Origin of the sequence: Nocardioides sp. OK12, from assembly GCF_024341885.1 — a bacterium.
Lineage (GTDB): Bacteria > Actinomycetota > Actinomycetes > Propionibacteriales > Nocardioidaceae > Nocardioides > Nocardioides marinisabuli.
On the sequence record NZ_BNET01000006.1, the window covers coordinates 184,261 to 210,940 of the forward strand.

The following is a 26,680-nucleotide window of genomic DNA, read 5'->3' on the forward strand; positions in this document are numbered from 1 at the left end:
CACGGGCCGACAGTCTAGGTGCGCCTCCGCGCAGCGGGTGCGGTGCACGGTGCCCGGCCCCGTGACGGGGCCCCACTAGAGTCGGGGCGTGGTCCTCCCCCGTGCACTGCCCCCTGCCCACGGGGCCCGACCCGGTCGACCCGGTCGACGCAGGAGCCGCCGCGGGCGCCTGGCTGCGGGCACGCTCTGCGCCGCGCTGGTCGGCACGCTGGCCGCCGTAGGGGCACCGAGCGGCACCGGGCCGGCGTACGCCGCCGCGGCCGAGGATCCCGCCGAGCCGCTCAGCGTCACCATCGACTCGCTGACGCCGGGCGAGCTGCCGCGGTCGGGCCCGATCGAGGTGACCGGCACCGTCACCAACGTCGACGACCAGACCTGGACGACCGTCAACCTCTACCCCTTCCTCGGCGACTCGGCCCTGACCACGCCGGCCGAGCTGAGCCGGGCGCGCGACACCCCGGTGCGCGACTTCGTCGGGGCCCGGGTCACCGACCCGGGGCCCTACGCGACGATCGAGACGCTGGAGCCGGGTGAGTCGGCCGACTACTCCTTCACCGTGGCCCGCTCGCGCCTCGACGTCGACGAGCGCGGCGTCTACTGGTTCGGAGTGCACGCCCTGGGCCAGGACGCCGCCGGGCGCGACCTCAACGCCGACGGCCGGGCCCGCACCTTCCTGCCCTGGGTCGGCGCCGAGGAGCGCAGCCTGCCGGTCTCGGTGGTGGTGCCGCTGCGGCGCCGGGTGCTCCACGAGGCCGACGGCCGGGTCGCCGGGCTGGAGTCGTGGAGCCGCGCGCTCGACGCCGACGGTCCGCTCGCCCGGCTGGTCGAGTTCGGGGCCGGCGCCGACGGCGCCCCGCTGACCTGGCTGGTCGACCCGGCCGTGACCGACGCCGCGGGGCGCCTGGCCGCCGGCAACCCCGCCCGGTCCATCGAGCCGACCATCGACCCCCGCGACCCCGACGCCCCCGACCCCGACGGCCCCGACGGCCCCGACGGCACCGACGGCACCGACCCCTCGGGGAGCTCGAGCCCCTCGGGCCCCGCCGAGGACGGGTCGACGGATCCCTCGGCCCCCGCGGACCCCGACTTCCCCGAGACCACCGGGACCGTGCCCGAGCGCCTCGGCGACGACGCCGTCGACGGGCTCGACGCCGAGCAGGCCGCGCTCGCGCGCAGCGCCGGCGACTGGCTCGACGACCTCGCCGCCGCGGTGGGGTCGGGCTCCCAGGTGCTCGCGCTGCCGTACGGCGACCTCGACGTGGCCGCCGCCTCGCGGCTGGCCCCCGAGCTCTACCGCTCCGCGCGCCGCCGCTCCGGCTCGGAGCTGGAGGGCGTCGAGCTGAGCACCAGCCCCGCGCTGGCCTCGCCGCTGGGCTTCCTGCCCGTGGAGGCCCTGGCCGAGGCCCGCGAGGACGAGACGATCCTGCTCACCGACCGGATGCTCGGCGGCCAGCGCGCCGACGACCCGCTGCCGAGCGTGGTCTCCGTCGAGGGGCGCGACGTGGTGCTCTCCTCCTCGGGGGCCGTCGACGGCGGCCCGGGCCCGGGCGAGCGGCTGTCGTCGCTGGCGCTGCGCCAGCGGATCCTCAGCGAGGCCGCGGTGCGGCTGCTCGACACCGGTCAACGCTCCCCCCTGGTGCTGACGCTGCCGCTGGGCTGGGTGCCCGACGGCGACCCGGCCGACTTCTTCGAGGGCCTGGGCACCTCCTGGGTCGACCTCGACACGGTGGCCGAGGCGACGGCCGACCGCCGCGCGCGCCCGGTCGACAGCGAGGAGCTGACCTACCCCGACTCGCAGCTCGAGGCCGAGCTGGGCGCCGCCGACCTCGCCGCCGTGACCGAGCTCGTGGCCGCCGGCCAGCACCTGCAGGACCTGCTCACCTTCAACGACCGGGTCGCCTCGGTGGTCTCCGCGCAGGCCTACCCGACCGCCTCCTACCTGACCCGTCCGGTGCGTGCCGCCGCGCTGCGCTCGGCCCAGGCCGCCACCGACGACGTGCGCGACCTGCTCGGCGCCGTCGAGGTGAGCGCCCCGCCCGGCGTGACCCTCTCGAGCGCCAGCGGCCGGCTGCCGGCGACCATCACCAACACCCTCGACCAGACCGTGACGGTGCGCCTCGACGCGCGCTCCGACCAGCCGATGACGCTGCGGGTGCCCGAGAGCATCGAGGTGCCGCCCGAGAGCTCGACCACGGTGCTGCTCAACGCCACCACCGAGCAGCAGGGGGTGCACAACGTGACCCTGGTGCTGACCGACGTCAACGACGTGCCGCTCGGTGACGTCGACGTGGTCCCGATCCGGGCGGCGCAGGTCAGCCGGGTGATCTGGCTGATCATGGGCGCCGGCGCCGCGCTGCTGCTGGGCGCCATCGTGGTCCGGCTCGTGCGCCGGGTGCGCGCGGCCCGCGCCGAGCACCCCGACGAGCACTCTTCCGGGCACCCCTCCGACGTCCCCCAGGAGCAGGCGTGAGCACCACCAGCACCGACGAGGAGCGCTCCAGCATCCTCGGCTCGTCGGCCGTGATGGCCGCCGGCACCACCTTCTCGAGGCTGAGCGGCTTCATCCGGGCCACGCTGCTGGCGGCCGCGCTCGGCAACCTGCTGCACGCCGACGCGTTCCACATCGCCAACACGATCCCGAACATGCTCTACATCCTGCTGGCGGGCGGCGTCTTCAACGCCGTGCTGGTGCCCCAGCTGGTGCGGGCCCTGACGGACGACGAGGACGGCGGCGAGGCCTACACCAACCGCGTCGTGACCCTGGCCGGGCTCTTCCTGGCCGCGGTCACGGTGCTGCTGGTGATCGCCGCGCCGCTGGTGGTGGGCCTCTACACGACCGACTGGCCCCCCGAGGTCCGCGAGTCGACGGTCGACTTCGCCCGCTACTGCCTGCCGCAGGTCTTCTTCTACGGCATGTTCGTGCTGGTCGGGCAGATCCTCAACGCCCGTGGCACGTTCGGGCCGATGATGTGGGCGCCGATCGCCAACAATGTGGTCGCGGTGGCCACCCTGGTGGTCTACCTGCTGGTCTTCGGCGCCGCCCGGGAGTCCGAGCGGTTCGCCGGGTTCAGCACCTCCCAGGAGCTGCTGCTGGGCCTCGGCTCCACCGCGGGCATCGCGCTGCAGCTGCTGGTGCTGCTGCCCTACCTGCGGCGCGCCGGCTTCCGCTACGCACCGCGCTTCGACTTCCGGGGCACCGGCCTGGGCCACACCCTGCGCCTGGGCGTGTGGACCGTCGGCTTCGTGGTGGTCAACCAGGCGGCGTACACCGTGGTGATCTGGTTGGCCTCGACCGGTACCGCCGGTCGTGACCCAGAAGGCACAGGCGCGACGGTTTACGCCGCGGCGTTCCTGATCGTGATGGTGCCGCACTCGATCATCACGGTCTCGCTGGCCACCGCGATCCTGCCGCGGCTCTCGGCGCGCGCCGCCGGCGGCGACCTGCGGGCGCTGGGCGAGACGCTCTCCTCGACGCTGCGCACCGCGCTGGCGGTGATCGTGCCGTTCGCGGCGCTGCTGCCGCTGCTGGCCCCCGACCTGCCCCGCATCCTCTTCGGGTACGGCGCCGCCGCGGACTCGGTCGACAACTACGTCACGACCCTGGCGCTCTTCGGGCCGGGGCTGGTCTTCTTCACCGTCCACTACGTGGTGCTGCGCGGCTTCTACTCCCTCGAGCAGACCCGCACCGTCTTCTTCGTGCAGTGCGCGGTCGGCGTGACCAACGTGGTGGTCGCCCTGGCCCTCGTGCTCAGCACCGGTGCGGCCTTCACCGCCCCCTCGCTGGTGCTGGCCTACGCGGCGGCGTACGCCGTCGGCTCGGTCGTGTCGTGGTCGGTGCTCTCGCGCCGGGTCGGCGGCCTGGGCGGGCAGGCCCTGCTGCGCTTCGCCGTCCGCGCGCTGCTGGTGGTCGCGGTGAGCACCGCGGTCGCCGCCGCAGCGGCCTGGGGCCTGCACCAGGTCGGGCCCGAGGAGAGCCGGCTGATGGCCGGCCTGCGGGTCGTGGTGACCGGCGCGGTCGACGTCGCCGTCTTCCTCGTCCTGGCCCGTCTGGTGCGCCTGCGCGAGGTGACCGACGTGCTGCGCACCCTCACCCGACGCGCCCCCGCCCCGCAGCACGACTGACCCCCCTACGATGGCGGGGCAGCCACCCACCGCCGAGCCCCCGCGAAGGAGCGCAGTGCCCCACTCGATCCGGCCCGGTGACCTGCTCGCCGGCCGGTACCGGCTCGTCGACCTGCTCAGCGAGAGCGGGAGCGGGCGGTTCTGGCGCGCCCACGACCGCATCCTGGAGCGCCACGTGGCGCTGCACGTCATCTCCGCCGAGGACCCGCGCGCCGAGGGTCTCCTCCGCGCCGCCCGCCGCTCCGCCACCGTGCTCGACCCGCACATCCTGCGGGTGCTCGACGCCGAGGAGGTCGACGGCCTCTGCTACGTCGTCAACGAGTGGGGCACCGGCACCTCGCTCGACATCATGCTCGGTGCCGGCGGCGTGCTCTCGCCGCGCCGGGCGGCCTGGCTGGTCGCCGAGGTCGGCGCCGCCGCCACCGTCGCCCACGCGGCCGGGGTCGCCCACGGCCGGCTCAACCCCGAGAACGTGCTGGTCGACCTGCACGGCTCGATCCGGGTCATCGGGTGGTGCGTCGACGCCGCGCTGCACGGCCGGCCCGAGAGCCGGGTCGAGGACGACGTCGACGACCTGGCCGGGCTGCTGTACGCCGCGCTGACCGGCCGCTGGGCCGGCGCCTCCGACTCCGCCGTCGTCTCGGCACCCCGCGAGCACGGCCGGGTACTGCGGCCCCGGCAGGTGCGGGCCGGGATCCCCCGCCAGCTCGACGTGCTCTGCGACGAGGTCCTCGACCTGTCCGGGCGGGGCCGCGGGCTGCGGGCCCCCGAGTCGGCGCGCGGCCTGACCGCGGCCCTCGAGGACTTCGTCGGGGACCCCACGGGCATCCCCGAGTCGCTGGTCGAGCGGCTGGTCTCGCGCGGCAGCGGCCCGGTGCGCTTCAGCGCGGTGCCCGAGCTGGGGCTGCGCCCGGCCGACGAGCCCGAGGTCGAGCCGACCCGGGTCGTGCGGGCCGAGGACCTGCCCCGCGACGAGCCGACCGTGGTCGTCCCCACGCCCGAGCCCACCCCGTCCGACGAGCCGACCGCCTCCGACGTACCGGCCCCGTCCGACGTACCGGCTCAGCCCGACGAGCCCACCGTCGTCACCGAGCTGCCGAGCGGCGACCCGGACACGAACACCGACACCGAGGCGGACACGGACACCGAGGCGGATCCGGTGGAGGCCCCCGACGCCGCGGGGCCGACGACCCCGGCCGACGGCCGGCAGGCCGCCTCGTCGGTCGACCTGCCGACCGAGGCGGGCCTGCCCTCCTTCGACGAGCAGGAGGACCGCAGCCGCCGCCAGGTGCCCGGCCCCCCGCCACCCCCGCTGGAGGAGCCGACCCCGCGTCCGCTCTTCGCCCCGGAGCCGCCCGAGGGCACCCCGGTCCGCCGGGCCCGGCCCGGCGCCGCCTCCACCACGACCGGCGCCGGCGACTACTGGCCCTGGGACACCGGCACCGGTCACGGCACCGGCCACGGCACCGGCGTGGGCGCCCTGGGCTCGATGACCCACACGGGCAGCGGGCTGCTCGACACCGGCGTGGCCGCCGACGACGACCAGGTCCCCGGGCGCAGCACCTTCCGCCTCGCGGCCCTGCTGCTGGCCGGTGTGCTGCTCGTGGTCGCCGTGGCGGTCGCCTTCAACCTCGGGCGCGGCCGCACCCCGCTGGGCAGCGTCCCCGACGACGAGGCCTCCCCCACCGCGGGGACCTCGGCCACCGCCTCGGCCACGCCCGAGCCGCTGACCGGGCTCAGCGTCACCGACCTCGACCCCCAGGCGGACCCGCCGGAGGAGAACCCCGAGCTCACCCCGCTGACCGTCGACGGCGACCCCGCCACCAGCTGGCGCACCTCCACCTACCGCCAAGACCTCGGCCCCGCCGGGCTCAAGACCGGCGTCGGCCTCGTCGTCGACCTCGGCGACCCGGCCGAGGTGCGCGGCGTCGAGCTCGACCTGGTGGGCGAGGGGTCGCAGGTCCAGCTCTTCGTCACCGACGAGGCGCCCAGCGGCGTGGCCGACCTCGAGCCCGTCGCCGACGTGAGCGCCGGCACCCAGGAGCGCATCGAGCTCGACCAGGCCGTGGCCGGTCGCTACGTGACCGTGTGGTTCACCTCCCTGCCCGACGTGGGCGACGGATTCCGCGCCGAGGTCTCCGAGATCCGGGTGCTCGGGTGAGCACCCGATGAGGGGGCACCGCCAGGACGAGCGGCCGCTGGCCGAGCTCGACGACCGGGCCCTGCTGGCCGCCCACGTGGCGGGTCGCGAGGGTGCCTTCGGCGAGCTCTTCGCCCGCCACCGCGACCGGCTCTGGGCGGTCGCGCTGCGCACCACCGGCCACCCCGAGGACGCCGCCGACGGCCTGCAGGACGCCATGGTCGCCGCCTACCGCCGCGCCGGGTCGTTCCGCGGGGACGCCGCCGTGACCACCTGGTTGCACCGCATCGTCGTCAACGCCTGCCTCGACCGGCTGCGGGCCGCGCGCGTACGCCGTACCGACCGGCTGCCCGACGACCTGGAGGAGTACGGCGACCGGGGCGACGCCCGCACCGCCGCCCCCGAGACCGAGGATCCCGCCGAGCACTCGGTGCGCGCGGAGCGGCGCCGGGCCGTGGTCGACGCCCTGGGCACCCTGGGCGCCGACCAGCGCGCCGCCATCGTCCTCGTCGACATGGAGGGCTACCCGGTCGCCGAGGCGGCCCGCATCCTGGACGTCGCCGTGGGGACCGTGAAGTCGCGCTGCTCGCGCGGCCGGGCCCGCCTCGCCGCCCACCTCGCCGACCTGCTGGTCGACGACGACCGGGCCCCGGGCCAGGCCCACCACCCCGCCGCAGGGAACCCCGACGCGGGCCCGCCCGTCCGACCTGACGACCCGCGCGGACCACCCGCTCCGCGCTCCCGACCCTGAGACCGACCCCGGGACCGACCCCGGTCCCACCCCGAGCCTGACCGCACCGGCTGGCAGACCCCGGCCACCGGCAGCAGCTGGCCACCGGGGAGGATGACCCGTCGGCCCACGCCGGCGGCACCCCCACCACACCCCTCACCACACCCCGTCAGCACCCACCCGCACCAGCCACCCGAGGAGGCGAGATGTCCGGGCACCCGACGCCCTCCCCCGAGGAGGAGGCCCGGCTGCGGCGCCTCCTGGCCGATGCCCGGCACGAGGCTCCCGTGCCCGGCGACGTGGCGACCCGCCTCGACGAGGTGCTCGCCCGGCTCGAGGCCGGCGAGGACGTGCCCAGCGGGGTCAGCGGCACCGGGGTCCTGGAGCTGGCCGCCGCGCGCCGCCGGCGCGCCGCCTCGATGCTCGTCGCCGCCGCGGCCGTGATCGCCGTCGGGATCGGCCTGGGCCAGGTCGTCGACCTGTCCGGTGCAGGCTCCAGCGGTGACTCCAGCAGCGCCGGCGAGAGCGTGGCCGACGAGCTCGGCGCGCGCAGCACCGCCCCCGACCGCGGGGAGACCAGCGACGAGCCGGGCTACGACGCCGGGGCCGAGAGCGGTCCCGCGGCCGGGTCCACCCTGACCCGCGACCAGCCCAGCCGCGGGGTCGTGGTGGTCGACCGCCGCCTGGCCCGCGTCGACGACGACTCCTTCGGCGACGACGCCGCCGTGGTGCAGCGTCGCGCCATCCGGGTCGGCGGCGGCCCCTCGGCCAGGGTGGCCCGCCTGCGCGCCGCCCCCCGTCCCGTCGCGCGGCGCTGGCAGGACTGCGCGCCGGCCGAGTGGGGCGCGGGCCTGCCCGTGGCCGTCCTGTACGACGGCGAGCCGGCCGTGCTGGCCTTCCGCGAGCCCGCGGGCGACAGCCAGGTCGTCGACCTGCTGCAGTGCGGCACCGGTGGGGTGCTGCGCAGCACCACCCTCCCCCGCCGATGACCCGCCGCTGACGCGCCGCTGAGACCTGGCTCACCCGCTCCGGCACCTCCGGGAATGCCGCTCGCCTAGGATCGGTTGGACCCGACGGACCGGGAACCGGTCCACCCCCAGACCGAGGAGCAGCTGGACGCATGTCCGAGAACGACATCCGCAACGTGATCATCATCGGCTCGGGTCCCGCCGGGTACACAGCGGCGGTCTACGCCGCCCGTGCCAACCTGCACCCGCTGGTGTTCGAGGGCTCCGTCACCGCTGGTGGCGCCCTGATGAACACCACCGAAGTCGAGAACTTCCCCGGCTTCCGCGACGGCATCATGGGCCCGGCCCTGATGGACGAGATGCGCGGCCAGGCCGAGCGCTTCGGCGCCGAGCTGGTGGCCGACGACGTCGTCGAGGTCGAGCTGGCCGGCGAGGTGAAGACGGTGCGCACCGCCACCGACACCCACCGCGCCCGCGCCGTCATCCTGGCGACCGGGTCGGGCTACCGCGAGCTGGGCCTGCCCCGCGAGAAGGAGCTGTCGGGCCGCGGCGTCTCCTGGTGCGCGACCTGCGACGGGTTCTTCTTCCGCGACCAGCACATCGCGGTCGTCGGCGGTGGCGACTCGGCCGTCGAGGAGGCCACCTTCCTGACCCGCTTCGGCTCGAAGGTCTCCCTGATCGTGCGCCGCGACGAGCTGCGCGCCTCCAAGATCATGCAGGAGCGCGCCTTCGCCGACCCCAAGCTCGAGATCCTGTGGAACACCAAGGTCGCCGAGATCAACGGTGCCGACAAGCTCGAGTCGCTGACGCTGGAGGACACCACCACCGGCGAGCAGCGCCCCCTCGACGCCACGGGCCTGTTCATCGCGATCGGCCACGACCCGCGCTCCGAGCTGCTCGTGGGCCAGATCGACCTCGACGACGAGGGTTACGTCGTCGCCGAGCACCCGACCACCGGCACCAACCAGCCCGGCGTGTTCGCCTGCGGCGACCTGGTCGACCACCAGTACCGCCAGGCGATCACCGCGGCCGGCACCGGCTGCGCGGCCGCGCTCGACGCCGAGCGCTACCTCGCCGAGCTCGAGCACGTCGCGGCCACGCCCGCCGAGGCCCAGGCCCGCGCCGACGCCGAGGCCGTCGGGGCCTGAGCCCCACCGGCGCGGGTCGCGGAACATCGCGGCCCCGCCGGGTGTTCCTCCACCGCAGCACCCACCACCTCCCCGCACCCCAGATCCCGAAAGGTCCCACCATGGGCAACATCTCCGCCGTGACCGACGCCGAGTTCGACCAGACGGTCCTGATGGCCGACAAGCCGGTCCTCGTGGACTTCTGGGCGGAGTGGTGCGGCCCGTGCCGCCAGGTCGCCCCGATCCTCGACGAGCTCGCCGGCGCGCACGGCGAGAAGATGACGTTCCTGAAGATGAACGTCGACGAGAACCCCGTGACCCCCTCGTCGTACCGGGTCACCGGCATCCCGACGATCAACGTCTACCAGGGCGGCCAGGTCGTCAAGACCATCGTCGGCGCCCGTCCGAAGGCCGCGCTGCTCAAGGAGCTCGCGGACTTCATCTGAGCCGCCGCGCCCAGCAGACCGCTCGGCGAGCCCCCGTCACCTCACGGTGCCGGGGGCTCGCTGCGTTCGGCGGCCGGTACGCCGGCCGGGCGCACCACGCCGCGCAGCCGCTCGATCGCGGCCTCCACCTCGTCGCGCCAGCTGAGCGCGGAGCGCAGGTCCATGCGCATCCGGGGCGTGCGGGGGTGCGGACGCTGGGTGCCGAAGCCCACGCCCCCGAGGAAGCCCACCGGCAGGGTGCAGCGCGCCACCTGGGTGGCGCCTGCGGGCTCCGCGCCCCCGGCCGGGGCCACGGGGCCCCCGACGTGCCCGAAGGCCTCCACGGCGCGGATCCCGCCGCGCCCGAGCAGGTCGCGGGCCATCGCCTGCACCAGCACCCGGCCCAGCCCGCCCCGGGCGTGCTCCGGGGCGACGTACCCGCTCACCAGCAGCACGGCATCGGGCGAGACCGGCGAGGTCGGGAAGGCGTCGGCCCCGGGCACCAGGACCGGTGGCGCGTAGACCAGGTGGCCGACCGGCCGGGAGTCCACGAGCACGACCCGCCCGCAGGAGCCCCACTCGCGCAGCACCCGGGAGACCCAGGCCGCCCGCTCGTCGGCCGCCTCCTGCGGCGTGCAGGGCCGGGAGCGGCGTACGGGGTCGAGCTGCCAGGCCGCGCACGTGCGGCACGGCGCGTCGAGCTCCTCGAGCAGGTCCAGCGTCAGCCGGACGACCCTGCGCGCCACCCACCTCACCTGCCTCGCCGACGACTGTGAGCCGATCGACCCGACCAGCACGCGATCCCCGCGTGCACACGAGCCCGGCATCCCTCATGCTAGACCTGTCATGGATTCCTCACCCGCGCGCTCGCAGACCCGACTCGACTCGTTCGTCGACCGCTACGCGGCGCGCACGGCCGGCATGACCGCCTCGGAGATCCGGGCCCTCTTCGCCGTGGCCTCGCGGCCGGAGGTCGTCTCGCTGGCCGGCGGGATGCCCAACATCTCCGGGCTCCCGCTCGACGTCGTCGGCGGCGCCATCGGGGACCTCGTGGAGCACCAGGGCACCGTGGCGATGCAGTACGGCTCGGGCCAGGGCGTCCCCGAGCTGCGCGAGCAGATCACCGACGTGATGCGCCTCGAGGGCATCGAGGCCCACCCCGACGACGTCGTGGTCACCGTCGGCTCCCAGCAGGCCGTCGACCTGGTCACCCGGGTCTTCTGCGACCCCGGCGACGTCGTGATCTGCGAGGCGCCGTCGTACGTCGGCGCGCTGGGCGTCTTCCGCGCCTACCAGGCCGAGGTCGTGCACGCCGAGATGGACGCCCACGGCCTGGTGCCGGAGGCGCTGCGCCAGGCGATCGCCTCGGTGAAGGCCGCCGGCAAGACGATCAAGTTCCTCTACACGATCCCGAACTTCCACAACCCGGCCGGCGTGACGATGTCGGCGCAGCGGCGCACCGAGGTGCTGGAGATCTGCCGCGAGGAGGGCGTGCTGATCCTCGAGGACAACCCCTACGGGCTGCTGGGCTTCGAGCGCGAGCCGCTGCGGGCGCTGCGCGCCGACGAGGCCGACACGGTGATCTACCTGGGCTCGTTCTCCAAGACCTTCGCCCCCGGCTTCCGGGTCGGCTGGGCGCTGGCGCCGCACCCGGTGCGCGAGAAGCTGGTGCTGGCCCAGGAGTCGGCGACGCTCTGCCCGCCGCAGTTCTCCCAGATGGCCGTCTCGGCGTACCTGGCCAAGCACGACTGGGTCGGCCAGATCAAGCAGTTCCGCGAGATGTACCGCGAGCGGCGCGACGCGATGGTCTCCGCGCTCGACGACATGATGCCGGCCGGGTGCACGTGGAACGTCCCCGAGGGCGGCTTCTACGTGTGGCTGTCCCTGCCCCCCGGCATCGACGCCAAGGCGATGCTGCCGCGTGCGGTCACCGCGCGGGTGGCCTACGTGCCGGGCACCGCCTTCTACGCCGACGGCTTCGGCTCCAGCGCCATGCGCCTGTCGTTCTGCTACCCCACCCCGGAGCGGATCCGCGAGGGCGTGCGCCGCCTCGCCGGCGTCCTGGAGGCCGAGATGGAGCTGCGCGCCACCTTCGGCGCCACCACGCCCGCGCGCGGTCTGCCCAGCGGCTACGACGCCCCGGGCACCGACGTCTCCTGAGCCTCACCCCCCGTCGCGCCGGCGGCGTGGCAGGATCGCTCCTGTGCTGGACCTGACCTATCCCCCGATCATCGTCGCTGCCAAGACCGGATTCCGGCTCCTGGGCCAGCGCATCACCATGACGGGCACCGAGCACGTGCCCCGCGAGGGTGGCGTCCTGCTGGCCTGCAACCACGTCGGGTACGTCGACTTCGTCTACGGCGGCCTGGCCGCCAACCCCTCGGGGCGCCTGGTGCGCTTCATGGCCAAGCGCGAGATCTTCGACCACCCGCTGGGTGGGCCGCTGATGCGCTCGCTGCACCACATCGAGGTCGACCGCGGCGAGGGCCTGGCCTCCTTCCGCACCGCGGTGGACTTCCTGCAGCGCGGCGAGGCGGTCGGGATCTTCCCCGAGGCGACCATCTCGCGCTCGATGGACCTCAAGGAGTTCAAGACGGGCGCGGTGCGGATCGCCGCCGAGGCCGGGGTGCCGGTGGTCCCGGTGATCCTGTGGGGCACCCAGCGGATGATGACCAAGGACCACCCGCGCGACTTCTCGCGCGGCAAGACCATCTCGCTGAGCGTCGGCGAGCCCCTGCACCCCGACGGCAGCGACCCGGTCGCCGAGACCGCGCTGCTGCGCGAGCGGATGACGACGATGCTCGATGCCGCCGTCGCGGCGTACCCCGCCGACGAGCAGCCCCCCGGCTCCTGGTGGGTCCCCGCCCGCCTGGGCGGCTCGGCCCCCACCCCCGAGGAGGCCGCCCGCCTCGACGCCGAGGAGAAGCGGGCCCGCGCCGCCAAGCGCGCGGCGAAGCGCGCCTCCAGCTGAGGGCGGGTCGGGAGTTTCATCGGGCACCCGATGGAACGGGCGGCGCCACCATGAACCTTCGTGGTGATGGCAAGAGACTCATCGGGTGCCCGATAAATCTTTCGGCAGGCGATATGTCGACAAATCGACTTGTCGCTACATCGATGTAGCGATCTGGCGACTCAGATCGGGCGGTCCTTACGGTTGCGGGGGTCGATGACGTCGATGATCCGCTGCAGGTCCTCCAGCGCGGCGAACTCGACGGTGATCTTGCCCTTGCTGCGGCCCATGTCGACCTTCACCCGCGTCTCCAGCCGGTCGGAGAGCCGCTCTGCGATGTCCTCGAGCCCCGGGGCGGTGGGCTTGGAGCGCCGGGTGCGCGGCCCCGGCCGGTCGTGGTCTCCCACGGCGACGATCTCCTCCAGGCCGCGCACGCTGATGCCCTCGGAGACCACGCGCTGGGCCAGCCGGTCCTGCAGCTCCGCGTCATCGACGGCCAGGAGGCTGCGGGCGTGGCCGGCGGAGAGCACGCCCGCGGCCACCCGGCGCTGCACGGCAGGGCTCAGCCGGAGCAGGCGCAGCGTGTTGGAGATCTGTGGGCGCGAGCGGCCGATGCGCTGGGCGAGCTCGTCGTGGGTGCACCCGAAGTCCTCGAGCAGCTGGGCGTACGCCGACGCCTCCTCCAGCGGGTTCAGCTCCGAGCGGTGCAGGTTCTCCAGCAGCGCGTCGCGCAGCATGTCGGTGTCGTCGGTCTCGCGCACGATGGCCGGGATCGCGGTCAGGCCGGCCTGCTGCGAGGCACGCCAGCGCCGCTCCCCCATCACCAGCTCATAGCTGTCGGGCGCGGTGCGCCGCACGACGACGGGCTGGAGCAGCCCGACCTCCTTGATGGAATGCACGAGCTCGGCCATCGCGTCCTCGTCGAAGACCTGGCGGGGCTGCACCCGGTTGGGCACGATCTGGCCCACGGGGATCTCGCTGAACCAGGCTCCGTGCACGGGAGCCAGGCCGCGGTCGGCCGCCTCGGCATCGGCCGTGGCCCGCGCCGCGTCACCGGGAGCGGCAGGATCGCTGTCAGCCCCGTCGACGCCGGCGGCCCCGGGGGCGTCGCCCGCACCCGGGCCGTCCTGGGACGGAGGCGTCACCGGGGCGGTCGGGATGAGCGAGCCCAGGCCCCGGCCGAGTCCCCGGCGGGTGGCGGGTCGGGGTGCGTTCACGAGCGGACTCCTCGGCTGGTGATCTCGCGCGCGGCCTCCAGGTAGGACAGCGCGCCGGGCGAACCGGGATCGTAGGTCATCACGGTCTGGGCGTAGGACGGCGCCTCGGAGACGCGCACCGAGCGGGGGATCGCGGTGCGCAGCACCTGGTCGCCGAAGTGCTCGCGCACCTCCTCGGCGACCCCGGCCGCCAGGCGGGTACGCCCGTCGTACATGGTGACCAGGATCGTGGACACGGCCAGCGCGGGGTTGAGGTGGGCCCGGACCATGTCGACGGTCTCGAGCAGCTGCCCCAGCCCCTCCAGCGCGTAGTACTCCGCCTGGATCGGGATCATCATCTCCTCCCCGGCCACCAGCGCGTTGAGCGTGAGCAGACCCAGCGAGGGCGGGCAGTCGACGATGACGTAGTCGAACCGGTCCTCGCCAGCGTCGGCAGCGCTGCCAACCAGGGGGTGGCCGTGGATGGCCTTGCGGAGCCGGCCCTCGCGGGCCACGACGCTGACGAGCTCGATCTCCGCGCCGGCCAGGTCGATGGTGGCGGGCACCACCCAGAGGTTCTCGACGTCGGGGCACGGGCTGATCACGTCCGCGAGCGGCTCCCCGTCGACCAGCGCGTCGTAGGTGCTGGGCACCCCGCGGTGGTGGTCGATGTTCAAGGCCGTCGAGGCGTTGCCCTGCGGGTCCAGGTCGATCACCAGCACCCGCTGCCCCAGCTGCGCCAGCGCCGCCGCCACGTTCACCGTCGTCGTGGTCTTGCCGACCCCGCCCTTCTGGTTGGCCACGACGAACACGCGGGTCGCGTCGGGTCGAGGGGCGGGCGGCAGCGAGCGTGAGCGGAGCCGGACCGAGAGGCTGTGCTCGGCGGCGCGCGCCAGGGGAGTGGCGTCATCGGCGAAGCCGGAGGGCTGGTCGGCCAGGTCGGCCGCGGTGCGCACCCGGTAGGGCGTCGGTTCGGTTTCACGTGGAACATCGGTCCCGCCGTCGGCTGTTTCACGTGAAACCTCATCGGGGCCGACCATCGGTACTCCTGTGGATAACTCGCTGAAACTGTGGAAAGTCACGCTCAGGACGCGACATGGACCGGTGGATAACTCTGGGGAGGGACCCCGGCATCACTCCGCGACCGGTTGCAGCCGAGCCGCGACCCGTCGGGGTCACGACCGCCCGCGGGGGCGGCCACGGCGACCACCGCGGCGAGACTTCCGTCCGGGGCGAGCCGTGGGGGACGCCCCGGTGCGCTGTGGCGGCCAGGATACCGACGCCGGGTCCGCCCAGGCCACCCGGAGCACCCATGTGGCCTCGTCGAGGACGCCGTCCCCCAGGCGACCGATCTCGGGATCGGCAACACCCCAGGCCTCGAGCTCGTCCCTGGTCCGATCGACCTCCTCGGCGACAGAGGAGCCCTTCATCGCCACGAGGGCCCCGCTGGGGGACACCAGCGGCATCGACCAGCCGAGCAAGCGCTCCAGGGGCGCCACGGCGCGCGAGGTCACCACGTCGAACCGTCGCTGCCCGTGCAGCTCCTCGGCGCGTGCGCGCACCACCTCGACCTGGTCACCCAGCCCGAGGTCGGAGACCACCTCCTCGAGGAACGTCGTGCGCCGCAGCAACGGCTCGACGAGGGTCACCCGGACGTCAGGGCGAGCCAGTGCCAGCACCAGGCCGGGCAGCCCGGCACCCGAGCCGATGTCGCAGACCTCCACCTGGGGCGGCACCCACTCCGACAGCACGGCGCTGTTGAGGACGTGCCGGTCCCACAGGCGGGGGACCTCGCGCGGCCCGATCAGCCCCCGCTCGACGCCCGCCCCCGCCAGCAGACCGGCGTACCGCTCGACCAGCTCCAGCCGCCCGGACGGGAACACCCCCCGGGCCACGGCGGGCACGGGGGGTGTTTCACGTGAAACCGGGCCCGGAGGCTGCTGGTCACTCAGGGAGGATCACCACGAAGCGTCGGGGCTCCACGCCCTCGGACTCCGAGACCAGCCCGGCCTCGGCCACCGCGTCGTGGACCACCTTCCGCTCGAAGGGGCTCATCGGCTCGAGGTCGACCCGGCGCCCGGACTCGCGGACCTCCGCGCACTTCTCGGCGGCGAGCGCCTCGAGCTGGGTGCGCTTGTCGGCGCGGAAACCCGAGATGTCCAGCATCAGCCGGGACCGCTCACCGGTCTCGCGGTAGACCGCCAGGCGGGTCAGCTCCTGCAGCGCGTCGAGCACCTCGCCCCGCGCACCGACGAGCTGGGAGAGATCGGCCCCGACGATCGACACGGCGGCACGGTCGCCCTCCACGTCCATGTCGAGGTCACCGTCGAGGTCGGCGATGTCGAGGAGCTCCTCGAGGTAGTCGGCCGCGATGTCGCCCTCGTTCTCGAGCCGCTCGAGGCGCGAGGTGTCGCTCTCACCGGCGGCGGGAGCCGACCCGGCTGCCGCGTCGTCGCCCTCCTCGAGGGTCACGTCCTGGGTCACGTCCTGGGTCACGAGGAACCTCCGTTGGTCGAGTCCGGCTTGGAGGAGCCGGACTGCCGGCGCTGCTGCCGGGTCTGCTTCTTGGGCTGCTGGCGCTGCGCGGGGCGGCGCTCGGTCGGGGGAGCCACGGGCTCGTCGACGGTGACGACGTCACCGTGCTTGACGGCCTTGGCCTTGTCGCGCTGCTGCTTGGCCTCGAAGGCCGGCGTGCCAGGAGCGGGGTTGTTGCGGATCACGTAGAACTGCTGGCCCATGGTCCACACGTTGGAGGTGGTCCAGTAGAGCAGCACGCCGATCGGGAAGGCCACACCACCGAGGCCGAAGGCGACCGGCAGCACGTACAGCAGGAGCTTCTGCTGCTGGGCGTAGGGACCGGAGAGGGCGTCCGCGGGCATGTTCTTGCTCATCAGCTGGCGCTGGGTGAAGAAGGTCGTGGCGGTCATCGCCAGCACCAGGACCAGGGCCAGGAACATCACGCCAGGGTCCCCGCCACCCTCGCGCCAGATGCCGGCCTGCCAGAAGCTGTCGGCGATCGGGATCTGGCCGAAGATCTCCGCCTCACCGAACTGGCGGGCCAGGTCCTCGGTCAGGAACCCGTGCGCGGTCTGCTTCTTCGCGGCCTGGTCGAGCAGGCGGAAGAGCGTGAAGAAGATCGGCATCTGCAGCAGCAGCGGCAGGCAGGACGCGAACGGGTTGGTGCCCGAGTCCTTGTAGAGCTTCATCGTCTCCTGGGCGAGACGCTCCCGGTCGTGCCCGTACTTCTTCTGCAGCTCCTTGACCTTGGGCTGGATCAGCTGCATGTTGCGGCTGGCCTTGATCTGCTTGACGAACAGCGGGATCAGCAGCGCACGGATCACCACGGTCAGGCCGATGATCGAGAGCACCCAGGACATGCCGCCGGCCGGGTCCAGGCCCAGCTGGGCGAAGAGCTTGTGCCAGAGGATCAGGATCCCGGAGATGGCGTAGTAGAGCGGCGTCGCGATGAAGCCGAAGATGTCGCCGATGATGCCCACCGATCAGGCTCCTTGCTGGGTCGTGTGCGGGGGAGGTGCGGGGCAGGGGGACTCGGTCTCGCCGGGTGGGGCGCTGTCCGACCTCGATGGCGCCCCTCGTGCCGGCGGGACCGGGTCGTAGCCGCCGGCCGCCCACGGATGGCAGCGCCCGACGCGTCTGGCGGCCAGCCACGTGCCCCTCAGACTGCCATGCACCTGCACGGCCTCGAGCGCGTACGCCGAGCAGGAGGGGTGGTAGCGGCAGACCTGGCCGTAGATCGGGCTCACCAGCAGGCGGTAGGCGCGCAGCAGCGCGACCAGCACGTGCTTCACGGCTGCACCCGCGCCAGGCAGCGGCTCAGGTCGGTGGCCAGACCGGCGTACGACGCGGACGCCGCCGCGGGCAACGCCCTGACCACGAGCACAGCAGAGCCCGGGAGCGACGGAACGTGCTCCCGGGCCAGGTGGCGCAGTCGGCGCTTCACGCGGTTGCGGACCACGGCGTTGCCCACGGCCTTGCTCACCACGAAACCGATGCGCACCCCGCCGCCGTCGTCGTCACCGTCGACAGCGAGGAGGTGCACCACCAGCGTGCGGGATCCCGCGCGCCGACCTCCGCGTGAGGCGGCTCGGAAGTCCGAGCCGTCACGCAGACGGTGGGCGGCGGGGAGCAACGGCCGTGGGGGCCGTGGCTCAGACCGAGATGCTCTTGCGGCCCTTGCGGCGCCGGCCGTTGAGGATCGCGCGGCCGGCGCGGGTGCGCATGCGCAGGCGGAACCCGTGCACCTTGTGGCGACGGCGGTTGTTCGGCTGGTACGTACGCTTGCTCACGGCTGATGTTCTCTTTCGCTGGACGTCTGTGCAGTGTCGACCCGGCCTGGTCCGAGGGGGTCTCCCCGGCTGCGGCGCAGGTTGTGCCCGTGCGCGGACGCACGGTCGGTGTCGCCCTTCGGCTGGCACCGCCCACCCACGACGCAGGCCCCGCAGGTACGGGGTTCGGCGTGGACATGCGGCACCAGTCGACATCGAGTGACCGGCCAACGGTACGCGCGGGGCGAGACCAGGGTCAAACCGGCGCACTCTACCTGTGGAGCAGCCCCGCGAACCTGTGGACAACATCTTGCTGGTGCCCGGCACGGGGGGATAGGTTCGACGCTCTCGGGGACCCCCTCGGGGTGCGGTCGGACCTGGGCGAGAGCCCGGGTCCCGTCCGCCGCGCGGGGTCGGAAAAGCGCTTCTGATCTGGGCAGACGTGATTCGGATCAGGCGGCCTCATGGTCGCCGGAGCCACACCCCCAGTACCCCACCCACACCACCCACAGCCTGTGGAAAAGGTTGTGGAACGAGGTGGGACCAGACCGGACGAGGCAGGAGATCCGCCGTGGAGGACAGCAGCTCGGAGCTGGGGAACGCGTGGGCCAGCGTGCTCGCGGACCTGCAGCCCAACCAACGGGCCTGGCTGCGCGCCAGCGAGCCCGTCACCCTGCACGGCAACACCGCCATCGTCGCGGTGCCCAACGACTTCACCCGCAACCAGCTCGAGGGCCGGCTGCGCGGGCAGCTCGAGGACGCGCTCACGGTGCGCTTCGGCCGCGAGATCCGGATCGCGGTGACGGTCAACCCGGAGCTGGAGGAGGGCCTCGCCGACGCACCTCGCCCGGCCACCCCCGCGGAAAGTCACTATGTCGACATGTCGACTCAGGTGGTCCCGGTCCCGGTGGAGGCGCCCATGGCGCACGTCCCGGACGAGCGCCCGGCGCCCGCGCCGGTCCAGGCGCCCAGCGCCCTCGAGACGAGGCTGAACCCGAAGTACACGTTCGAGACCTTCGTGATCGGCTCGTCCAACCGCTTCCCGCACGCCGCGGCCGTCGCGGTGGCCGAGGCCCCGGGCAAGGCGTACAACCCGCTGCTGGTCTACGGCGACTCCGGGCTGGGCAAGACCCACCTGCTGCATGCCATCGGCCACTACGTCCGCTCGCTCTACAACGGCGCCAAGGTGCGCTACGTCTCGAGCGAGGAGTTCACCAACGAGTTCATCAACGCGATCCGCGACGACCGGCAGGACCGGTTCAAGCGGCGCTACCGCGACGTCGACGTGCTGCTCATCGACGACATCCAGTTCCTGGAGGGCAAGACCCAGACCCAGGAGGAGTTCTTCCACACCTTCAACACCCTCCACAACGCCAACAAGCAGATCGTGCTGACCTCCGACCGCCCGCCCAAGCGGCTCGAGGCGCTGGAGGACCGGCTGCGCAACCGCTTCGAGTGGGGCCTGATCACCGACGTGCAGCCCCCGGACCTCGAGACGCGGATCGCGATCCTGCGCAAGAAGGCCGCGATGGACCGCCTCACCGCGCCGCCCGACGTGCTGGAGTTCATCGCCTCCAAGATCCAGACCAACATCCGCGAGCTGGAGGGTGCGCTGATCCGGGTCACGGCCTTCGCGAACCTCAACCGCCAGGAGGTCGACATGACCCTGGCCGAGATCGTGCTCAAGGACCTGATCCCCGAGGGCGGGGAGCCCGAGATCACCGCCGGCCTGATCATCGCCCAGACCGCCGCGTACTTCGGGCTGGCCATCGACGAGCTCACCGGCCCCAGCCGCGGTCGCCACCTGGTGATGGCGCGCCAGATCGCGATGTACCTGTGCCGCGAGCTGACCGACCTCTCGCTGCCCAAGATCGGCGCCCAGTTCGGCAACCGTGACCACACGACGGTGATGTACGCCGACCGCAAGATCAACCAGCTGCTCGCCGAGCGGCGCGCGGTCTTCAACCAGGTCAGCGAGCTCACCAACCGCGTCAAGCTGCAGGCCCGCCAGGGCTGAGCGCCGCGGGTCGAGCCGGCGCCCCGCGGCCGGTCGAGCCTGTGGACCAGGTGCCCCCCGACGTGCGAACTACACGGGGAGGATCTGTGGAACCACGGCGGACGGCGGCGCACGGACGAGCTGGCTGCACACGCCGACGCTGCTCGTCCGGATCCTCCTCCACACCCCCTGTGCACAGACATCGAGCGTGCTGACCTGCACGTTCGATGTTCATCCACAGATTCCACCGTTGCTATGACTCCTACGGACCTCCACCTAGGTCACGAGACCGGTCAACTTGTCCCCGATCCCCTTCCTGGGGAAAACGCCCCGGACCTCCCGACGCTCCCGCCCTCGTGGCAGGATCTGTCATCCATCCGCCCCAGACCGCGCCCGCCTCGAAGAAGGACTCCCCACCGTGAAGTTCCGCGTCGAACGTGACGTGCTCGCCGACGCCGTCGCGTGGGCAGCCCGCAGCCTCCCGGTCCGACCCAGCGTGCCCGTGCTCGCCGGCCTGCTGGTCGAGGCGACCGACCAGGGCCTGGTCCTGTCGACCTTCGACTACGAGACCTCGGCGCGGGCCACGCTGCCCGCGGAGGTCTCCGGCGAGGGCCGGGCGCTGGTGAGCGGGCGGTTGCTGGCCGACATCTGCCGCAGCCTGCCGGCCAAGCCGGTCGAGATGGTGATCGACGGGGCCCGGGTCTCGCTGACCTGCGGCTCGGCGCGCTTCAGCCTCCAGACCATGCCGGTCGAGGACTACCCCTCGCTGCCCGAGATGCCCGCCGCGACCGGCACCGTGCAGAGCGACCTGTTCGCCCACGCCGTCGCCCAGGCGGTCACCGCGGCCGGCCGCGACGACATGCTCCCGGTGCTGACCGGTGTGCGCATCGAGATCGACGGCTCGTCGATCTCGCTGCTGGCCACCGACCGCTTCCGGCTCTCCCAGCGCGAGCTCGGCTGGGATCCCCGCACGCCCGACGAGTCGATGGCCGCCCTGGTGCCGGCGAAGGTGCTCGGCGACACCGCCAAGTCGCTGACCGCCGGCAGCGAGGTCACCATCGCCCTGGCCGCCAGCGGGTCGGGCGAGGGCATCATCGGCTTCGAGGGTGCCGCCGGCGGCGGGATCCGGCGTACGACGACCCGGCTCCTGGACGGCGAGTTCCCCAAGGTCCGCAGCCTGTTCCCCAGCGAGCACCTCACCGTCGCCAAGGTCGACAAGGCAGCGCTGATCGAGTCGGTCAAGCGCGTCTCGCTGGTCGCCGAGCGCAACACCGCCGTCCAGCTGGCCTTCAGCGACGGCGTGCTGACCCTCGACGCCGGCTCCGGTGACGAGGCCCAGGCCTCGGAGTCGATCGAGGCCGACGTCGACGGCGAGGACCTGACGACGGGCTTCAACCCCCAGTTCCTGCTCGACGGACTCACCGCGATCGACGAGTCGGTCGTCGAGCTGGCCTTCACCCAGGCCTCCAAGCCGGTGGTCATCAGCGGCTCGCCCGCCGAGGGCGACACCGACCCCGGCTTCCGCTACCTGCTGATGCCGCGCCGCCTGCTCTCCTGACCCGGGCGCGCGGCCCCAGCAGCCCAGCAGCCCAGCCCACCCGCAACCGGCCCCACAGCTAGGAGCGCACCATGGACATCGGACTCGTCGGACTCGGCAAGATGGGCGGCAACATGCGCACCCGTCTGCGCAACGCCGGCCACACCGTCATCGGCTACGACCTCGACCCCGAGAAGCGTGACGCCGACAGCCTCGAGGCGATGGTGGCCGAGCTGCCCTCGCCCAAGGTCGTGTGGGTGATGGTGCCCTCGGGGAAGATCACCCAGGAGACCGTCGACGCGCTCGGCGAGCTGCTCGGCGAGGGCGACCTGGTCATCGACGGCGGCAACTCGCGCTGGACCGACGACCAGGCCCACGCCGCCCAGCTCGGCGAGAAGGGCATCGGCTTCGTCGACTGCGGGGTCTCCGGCGGGGTCTGGGGCCTCGAGAACGGCTACGCGCTGATGTACGGCGGCAGCCCCGAGGACGTCGAGAAGGCCCAGCCGATCTTCGACGCGCTCAAGCCCGAGGGCGACTTCGGTGCCGTGCACGCCGGCAAGGTCGGCGCCGGGCACTTCTCCAAGATGGTCCACAACGGCATCGAGTACGCCGTCATGCAGTCCTACGCCGAGGGCTGGGAGCTGCTGCAGGCCGTCGACGTCGTGGACAACACCACCGAGGTCTTCCGGTCCTGGCGCGAGGGCACCGTGATCCGCTCGTGGCTGCTCGACCTGCTCGTCGGGGCCCTCGACGACGACCCGGGCCTTGCCTCGATCGCCGGGTACGCCGACGACTCGGGCGAGGGCCGCTGGACCGTCGAGGCCGGCATCGAGAACGCCGTCGCCACCCCCGCGATCACGGCCGCGCTCTACGCGCGCTTCGTCTCGCGCCAGGACGACTCGCCGGCGATGAAGGCGGTCGCGGCCATGCGCAACCAGTTCGGCGGCCACGCGGTCAAGGGCGTGGAGAAGACGACCGACGAGCCCGGCCCGGAACCCGACCTGGCATGACGTGCACGTCTCGCACCTGACCCTGCACGACTTCCGCTCCTACGCCACCGCCGAGGTGGCGCTGGAGCCGGGTGCCACGGCGTTCATCGGGCGCAACGGCCAGGGCAAGACCAACCTCGTCGAGGCGATCGACTACCTCTCGCGGCTCTCCTCCCACCGCGTCGCCTCCGACGCGCCGCTGGTGCGGGCGGGGGCCGAGCAGGCCGTGGTCCGCGCGGCCGTGGTCCGCGACGGGCGCACGGCCGTGCTCGAGGTCGAGCTGAACCCCGGGCGCAGCAACCGCGCCCGGGTCAACCGGTCGCCGCTGCCCCGGGCCCGCGACATCGTCGGCCTGGTCCGCACGGTCGTCTTCTCGCCCGAGGACCTCGTGCTGGTCAAGGGCGACCCGTCCGACCGCCGCCGCTTCCTCGACGACCTGCTCGTGCTGCGCGCCCCACGCCTGGCCGGGGTCCGCGCCGACTACGACCGGGTGCTGCGCCAGCGCAACTCCCTGCTCAAGACCGCCGGGCAGGCCCGCCGCGGCTCCTCCTCGCAGGAGGGGGCGCTGGCCACGCTCTCGGTGTGGGACGACCACCTCACCCGCACCGGCGGCGAGCTGCTGGCCGAGCGGCTGGCGCTGGTCGAGGCGCTGCGTCCCCACCTGGCCCGGGCCTACCAGATGGTGGCGCGCGGGGCCGGCCGCGACGACGCGGCCCTGGAATACCGGCCCAGCCTCGACATCGGCGAGGCCCGGTCGGCCCCCGACCTGGCTGCCGCGCTGCTGGCCGAGGTGGAGCGGCGCCGCGGCGACGAGATCGACCGGGGGCTGTCGCTGGTCGGCCCGCACCGCGACGACCTGCTGCTGAGCCTGGGCCACGGCGCCGCGAGCGACGAGCAGGACGCTCCGCAGCGGCTCCCGGTGAAGGGCTACGCCTCGCACGGGGAGTCGTGGTCGTTCGCGCTCGCGCTGCGCCTGGCGTCGTACGACCTGCTGCGCGACGACGGCGACGACCCCATCCTGATCCTCGACGACGTCTTCGCCGAGCTCGACACCGAGCGCCGCGAGCAGCTGGCCGACCTCGTGGCCGGTGCCGAGCAGGTGCTCGTGACCGCGGCGGTGGCCGCCGACGTGCCGAAGGCCCTCGCCGGCGTGCGCTACCTCGTCGGTGGCGGCGAGGTGCGCCGTGAGTCCTGAGGGTCCGCCCGGGGACGCACCCGGGCAGCAACCCGAGCAGCAACCCGGGGAGCAGGCGGGCCCGGCGGAGGGGGTGGGCGAGGAGGAGCACGTGGACGACGGGCTCGACCTGGCCCGTCGCATCGCGCGCGCCACGGCCGGGGCGGGCGGCTCGCCCGCCAGACGGCGGCGGCCGCGGCGGCCGGGCGGGTCGCCGGGCGACAAGGGATCCGGCTCCCACCCCGACGACCGCGACCCGCAGACCCTCGACTCGACCCTGGGCAGGCTGGTGGCCGACCACGGCTGGGAGCTCGACCTGCGGGTGCACGGGGTCTTCGGGCGCTGGGTCGAGATCGTCGGCGCCGAGCTCGCCGACCACTGCACCCCCGAGTCCTTCGCCGACGGGCGGCTGGTCGTGCGCACCGACTCCACGGCGTGGGCCACCCAGCTGCGGCTGCTGGCCCCCTCCCTGGTGCGCCGCCTCAACGAGGAGCTGGGCCACGGCACCGTGACGGTGATCGAGGTGCTCGGCCCGCACCTGCCGACCTGGCGCAAGGGTCCGCGGTCGGTGCGCGACGGTCGCGGCCCCCGCGACACCTACGGCTGAGCGGACCGGGGCCGGAGGTCGCACAGGCGATCTGGGGCGCTGTGGGTGGTACCCGTACCCGTCGACACCCCCGGCAGGCGCTCCCAGAGGCCTCCACGAGCCCGTGAGCGACTCTTTTTGCGCCCCGACACCGCGTTGCTGGGGACGAGGGCGTGTCCTGCGGGCTCCTGAGCGGTAACATGGCCCCCGGGTCGCCTCTGGCGACCCGACCCATGTCCTGGCTCGCCCCACGAGCCTGCAACGAAGAGGTGGACGTGTCCGACGAGACCCCGACCCCGGACGACCAGCAGGACCCGGCCGCAGCCCCCGCGGCGACAGCACCTCCCCCCGAGACCTCCCCGGAGGTCGTCGAGGACAAGCGTCCCAACGGGGTCGAGTACGACGCCTCGGCGATCCAGGTCCTCGAGGGCCTCGAGGCGGTGCGCAAGCGCCCCGGCATGTACATCGGCTCCACCGGCGAGCGCGGCCTGCACCACCTGATCTGGGAGATCGTCGACAACGCGGTCGACGAGTCGCTGGCCGGCTACTGCGACCGCATCGTGCTGACCCTGCTGTCCGACGGCGGGGTGCGGGTCGAGGACAACGGCCGAGGCATCCCCACCGGCACCGCGCCGGGCCAGGAGCTGCCGGCGCTGACGCTGGCCCTGACCGTCCTGCACGCGGGCGGCAAGTTCGGCGGCGGCGGCTACAAGGTCTCCGGCGGCCTGCACGGCGTCGGCGTCTCGGTGGTCAACGCGCTGTCGACCCACGTCATCGCCGAGGTCAAGAACCGGGGCCACCTGTGGCGCCAGTCCTTCTCCATCGGCGTGCCCGACGCCGACCTCGAGCAGGTCCGCCCGCTGCGCGACGACGAGGGCACCGGCACCACGATCACCTACTACCCCTCGCCCGACATCTTCGAGACCACCACGCACTCGCTGGAGACGATCACCTCGCGGGTGCGCGAGTACGCCTTCCTCAACAAGGGCCTCGAGATCGTCGTGCGCGACGAGCGCCCCGCGGCCGACGCGGTGATGGACGCCGTCGAGGACGAGACGGTCGCCGACGACGTCGACGGCAGCGGTCCCGCGGCGATGCAGCGCGGCGCGGCCGGCGGCAGCGAGCAGGTCTTCCGCTACGACCGGGGCCTCGTCGACTTCGTCGAGCACCTCAACCGCACCAAGACCGTCGCCAACCCCTCGGTGATCTCCTTCGAGGCCGACACCCCCGAGTCGGTCGAGAACCACATGAGCCTCGAGGTGGCGATGCAGTGGAACACCTCGTACGCCGAGTCGGTGCACACCTTCGCCAACACCATCAACACCCACGAGGGCGGCACCCACGAGGAGGGCTTCCGCTCCGCGCTCACCTCGCTGATGAACAACGCCGGCTTCGACTGGGGGTTGATGAAGAAGCAGGAGGACCGGATCACCGGTGACGACATCCGCGAGGGCCTGACCGCGATCATCTCGGTCAAGCTCGGCGAGCCGCAGTTCGAGGGCCAGACCAAGACCAAGCTCGGCAACACCGAGGCCAAGGGCTTCGTGCAGCGCGTGGTCAACGACCAGCTCGGTGCCTGGCTGGAGCAGAACCCCCAGGAGGGGCGCGACATCATCCGCAAGGCCCAGGCCGCGGCGCAGGCCCGGGTCGCGGCGCGCAAGGCGCGCGACCTGGCCCGCTCGCGCAAGGGCCTGCTCGGCGGCGGTGGGCTGCCCGGCAAGCTCTCGGACTGCCAGTCGACCAACCCGGCCGAGTGCGAGGTCTTCATCGTCGAGGGCGACTCGGCCGGTGGCTCGGCCCGCCAGGGCCGCGACCCGCGGATCCAGGCGATCCTCCCGATCCGCGGCAAGATCCTCAACGTCGAGAAGGCACGCATCGACAAGGTGCTCGGCAACGCCGAGGTGCAGTCGATCATCTCCGCCCTGGGCACCGGCATCCAGGAGGAGTTCGACGGCGACAAGCTGCGCTACCACAAGGTCGTGCTGATGGCCGACGCCGACGTCGACGGCCACCACATCAACACGCTGCTGCTCACGCTGCTCTTCCGCTTCATGCGTCCGCTGATCGAGCACGGCCACGTCTACATGGCCCAGCCGCCGCTCTACCGGCTGCGCTGGAACAAGCCGCACGAGCACGAGTTCGTCTTCTCCGACGCCGAGCGCGACGCGCTGCTGCGCGAGGGCCAGGCCGCGGGCAAGAAGCTGCCCAAGGAGAACGCGGTGCAGCGCTACAAGGGTCTGGGCGAGATGAACGCCAAGGAGCTGTGGGAGACCACGATGGACCCCGACCACCGGCTGATGCTCCAGGTGACCCTCGACGACGCCGCGCACGCCGACGAGATCTTCTCGATCCTGATGGGCGAGGACGTCGAGCAGCGCCGCTCCTTCATCCAGCGCAACGCCAAGGACGTCCGATTCCTCGATATCTAGGTATCTAACCCAGACCTTAGACAAT

Annotated in this window: 24 protein-coding genes; 15 read left to right on the forward strand and 9 right to left on the reverse strand. The window is 73.2% G+C overall.

Going from position 1 to position 26,680, the window contains the following annotated elements:
• Window positions 1–88 precede the first annotated feature (88 nt).
• The 7 genes from OCU29_RS16235 (at window position 89) to trxA (ending at window position 9,533) form a co-directional block, all read left to right on the forward strand.
• Window positions 89–2,470, forward strand: coding sequence for a DUF6049 family protein (locus OCU29_RS16235; RefSeq protein WP_261820737.1), 2,382 nt, complete (start codon window positions 89–91; stop codon window positions 2,468–2,470).
• A complete protein-coding gene (gene murJ / locus OCU29_RS16240; protein ID WP_261820738.1) occupies window positions 2,467–4,122 on the forward strand; it encodes a murein biosynthesis integral membrane protein MurJ in 1,656 nt (551 codons plus the stop codon). The genes OCU29_RS16235 and murJ overlap by 4 nt, the downstream gene beginning before the upstream one ends.
• Window positions 4,123–4,177: 55 nt before the next feature.
• Window positions 4,178–6,283 carry a hypothetical protein gene (locus OCU29_RS16245; protein WP_261820739.1) on the forward strand — a complete coding sequence of 702 codons (2,106 nt, stop codon included), beginning with the start codon at window positions 4,178–4,180 and terminating at the stop codon, window positions 6,281–6,283.
• Window positions 6,284–6,290: 7 nt separating this feature from the next.
• Window positions 6,291–7,013: an RNA polymerase sigma factor SigM gene (gene sigM, locus OCU29_RS16250; RefSeq protein WP_261820740.1), complete on the forward strand. Its 723-nt coding sequence runs from the start codon at window positions 6,291–6,293 to the stop codon at window positions 7,011–7,013.
• A gap of 185 nt (window positions 7,014–7,198) precedes the next feature.
• The gene (locus OCU29_RS16255) at window positions 7,199–7,981 is read left to right on the forward strand and encodes a hypothetical protein (protein WP_179614829.1); all 783 of its coding nucleotides are present in this window, start codon (window positions 7,199–7,201) and stop codon (window positions 7,979–7,981) included.
• A gap of 131 nt (window positions 7,982–8,112) precedes the next feature.
• The gene (gene trxB / locus OCU29_RS16260; protein WP_179614830.1) at window positions 8,113–9,108 is read left to right on the forward strand and encodes a thioredoxin-disulfide reductase; all 996 of its coding nucleotides are present in this window, start codon (window positions 8,113–8,115) and stop codon (window positions 9,106–9,108) included.
• 101 nt (window positions 9,109–9,209) lie between these two features.
• Window positions 9,210–9,533, forward strand: coding sequence for a thioredoxin (trxA, locus tag OCU29_RS16265; RefSeq protein ID WP_179614831.1), 324 nt, complete (start codon window positions 9,210–9,212; stop codon window positions 9,531–9,533).
• Between the two features lie 41 nt (window positions 9,534–9,574).
• Here trxA and OCU29_RS16270 read toward each other — a convergent pair whose 3' ends face one another.
• Complete coding sequence (locus OCU29_RS16270; RefSeq protein WP_261820741.1) at window positions 9,575–10,258, reverse strand: GNAT family N-acetyltransferase; 684 nt, start codon at window positions 10,256–10,258, stop codon at window positions 9,575–9,577.
• Between the two features lie 100 nt (window positions 10,259–10,358).
• On the opposite strand from OCU29_RS16270, the gene OCU29_RS16275 reads away from it, so the two are divergent.
• Window positions 10,359–11,672: a PLP-dependent aminotransferase family protein gene (locus OCU29_RS16275; RefSeq protein WP_261820742.1), complete on the forward strand. Its 1,314-nt coding sequence runs from the start codon at window positions 10,359–10,361 to the stop codon at window positions 11,670–11,672.
• A 43-nt stretch (window positions 11,673–11,715) separates the two neighbouring features.
• Window positions 11,716–12,483 carry a 1-acyl-sn-glycerol-3-phosphate acyltransferase gene (locus OCU29_RS16280; RefSeq protein WP_261820743.1) on the forward strand — a complete coding sequence of 256 codons (768 nt, stop codon included), beginning with the start codon at window positions 11,716–11,718 and terminating at the stop codon, window positions 12,481–12,483.
• A gap of 161 nt (window positions 12,484–12,644) precedes the next feature.
• On the opposite strand, the gene OCU29_RS16285 is transcribed toward OCU29_RS16280, so the two are convergent.
• The 8 genes from OCU29_RS16285 to rpmH form a co-directional block, all read right to left on the reverse strand.
• On the reverse strand, window positions 12,645–13,679 hold the full coding sequence (locus OCU29_RS16285; protein ID WP_261820744.1) for a ParB/RepB/Spo0J family partition protein: 1,035 nt from the start codon (window positions 13,677–13,679) through the stop codon (window positions 12,645–12,647).
• Window positions 13,676–14,614 (reverse strand): ParA family protein, encoded by a 939-nt coding sequence (locus tag OCU29_RS16290; protein WP_261820745.1) that lies wholly within the window; start codon window positions 14,612–14,614, stop codon window positions 13,676–13,678. Before OCU29_RS16290 ends, OCU29_RS16285 begins: the two co-directional genes overlap by 4 nt.
• Window positions 14,615–14,833: 219 nt before the next feature.
• Window positions 14,834–15,553, reverse strand: a complete 720-nt coding sequence (gene rsmG / locus OCU29_RS16295; RefSeq protein WP_261820746.1) for a 16S rRNA (guanine(527)-N(7))-methyltransferase RsmG — start codon at window positions 15,551–15,553, stop codon at window positions 14,834–14,836.
• A gap of 49 nt (window positions 15,554–15,602) precedes the next feature.
• Entirely contained in the window at window positions 15,603–16,130 is a 528-nt protein-coding gene (locus OCU29_RS16300) for a R3H domain-containing nucleic acid-binding protein (protein ID WP_261820869.1), read from the reverse strand.
• Between the two features lie 20 nt (window positions 16,131–16,150).
• Window positions 16,151–17,155, reverse strand: a complete 1,005-nt coding sequence (yidC, locus tag OCU29_RS16305) for a membrane protein insertase YidC (protein WP_261820747.1) — start codon at window positions 17,153–17,155, stop codon at window positions 16,151–16,153.
• Window positions 17,156–17,158: 3 nt separating this feature from the next.
• Complete coding sequence (yidD, locus tag OCU29_RS16310; protein ID WP_261820748.1) at window positions 17,159–17,467, reverse strand: membrane protein insertion efficiency factor YidD; 309 nt, start codon at window positions 17,465–17,467, stop codon at window positions 17,159–17,161.
• The gene (gene rnpA / locus OCU29_RS16315) at window positions 17,464–17,808 is read right to left on the reverse strand and encodes a ribonuclease P protein component (RefSeq protein WP_261820749.1); all 345 of its coding nucleotides are present in this window, start codon (window positions 17,806–17,808) and stop codon (window positions 17,464–17,466) included. The genes yidD and rnpA overlap by 4 nt, the downstream gene beginning before the upstream one ends.
• A 19-nt stretch (window positions 17,809–17,827) precedes the next feature.
• A complete protein-coding gene (gene rpmH / locus OCU29_RS16320; protein ID WP_179614840.1) occupies window positions 17,828–17,965 on the reverse strand; it encodes a 50S ribosomal protein L34 in 138 nt (45 codons plus the stop codon).
• Between the two features lie 550 nt (window positions 17,966–18,515).
• Here rpmH and dnaA point away from each other — a divergent pair.
• The 6 genes from dnaA (at window position 18,516) to gyrB (ending at window position 26,655) form a co-directional block, all read left to right on the forward strand.
• Window positions 18,516–19,961 carry a chromosomal replication initiator protein DnaA gene (gene dnaA / locus OCU29_RS16325; RefSeq protein ID WP_370463678.1) on the forward strand — a complete coding sequence of 482 codons (1,446 nt, stop codon included), beginning with the start codon at window positions 18,516–18,518 and terminating at the stop codon, window positions 19,959–19,961.
• 397 nt (window positions 19,962–20,358) lie between these two features.
• The gene (dnaN, locus tag OCU29_RS16330) at window positions 20,359–21,498 is read left to right on the forward strand and encodes a DNA polymerase III subunit beta (protein WP_179614842.1); all 1,140 of its coding nucleotides are present in this window, start codon (window positions 20,359–20,361) and stop codon (window positions 21,496–21,498) included.
• 71 nt (window positions 21,499–21,569) lie between these two features.
• A complete protein-coding gene (gene gnd / locus OCU29_RS16335) occupies window positions 21,570–22,487 on the forward strand; it encodes a phosphogluconate dehydrogenase (NAD(+)-dependent, decarboxylating) (protein WP_179614843.1) in 918 nt (305 codons plus the stop codon).
• A gap of 1 nt (window position 22,488) precedes the next feature.
• A complete protein-coding gene (recF, locus tag OCU29_RS16340; RefSeq protein ID WP_261820750.1) occupies window positions 22,489–23,661 on the forward strand; it encodes a DNA replication/repair protein RecF in 1,173 nt (390 codons plus the stop codon).
• Window positions 23,662–23,752: 91 nt separating this feature from the next.
• A complete protein-coding gene (locus OCU29_RS16345; RefSeq protein WP_306799033.1) occupies window positions 23,753–24,247 on the forward strand; it encodes a DUF721 domain-containing protein in 495 nt (164 codons plus the stop codon).
• Window positions 24,248–24,501: 254 nt separating this feature from the next.
• Window positions 24,502–26,655: a DNA topoisomerase (ATP-hydrolyzing) subunit B gene (gene gyrB / locus OCU29_RS16350; RefSeq protein WP_261820751.1), complete on the forward strand. Its 2,154-nt coding sequence runs from the start codon at window positions 24,502–24,504 to the stop codon at window positions 26,653–26,655.
• Window positions 26,656–26,680 lie beyond the last annotated feature (25 nt).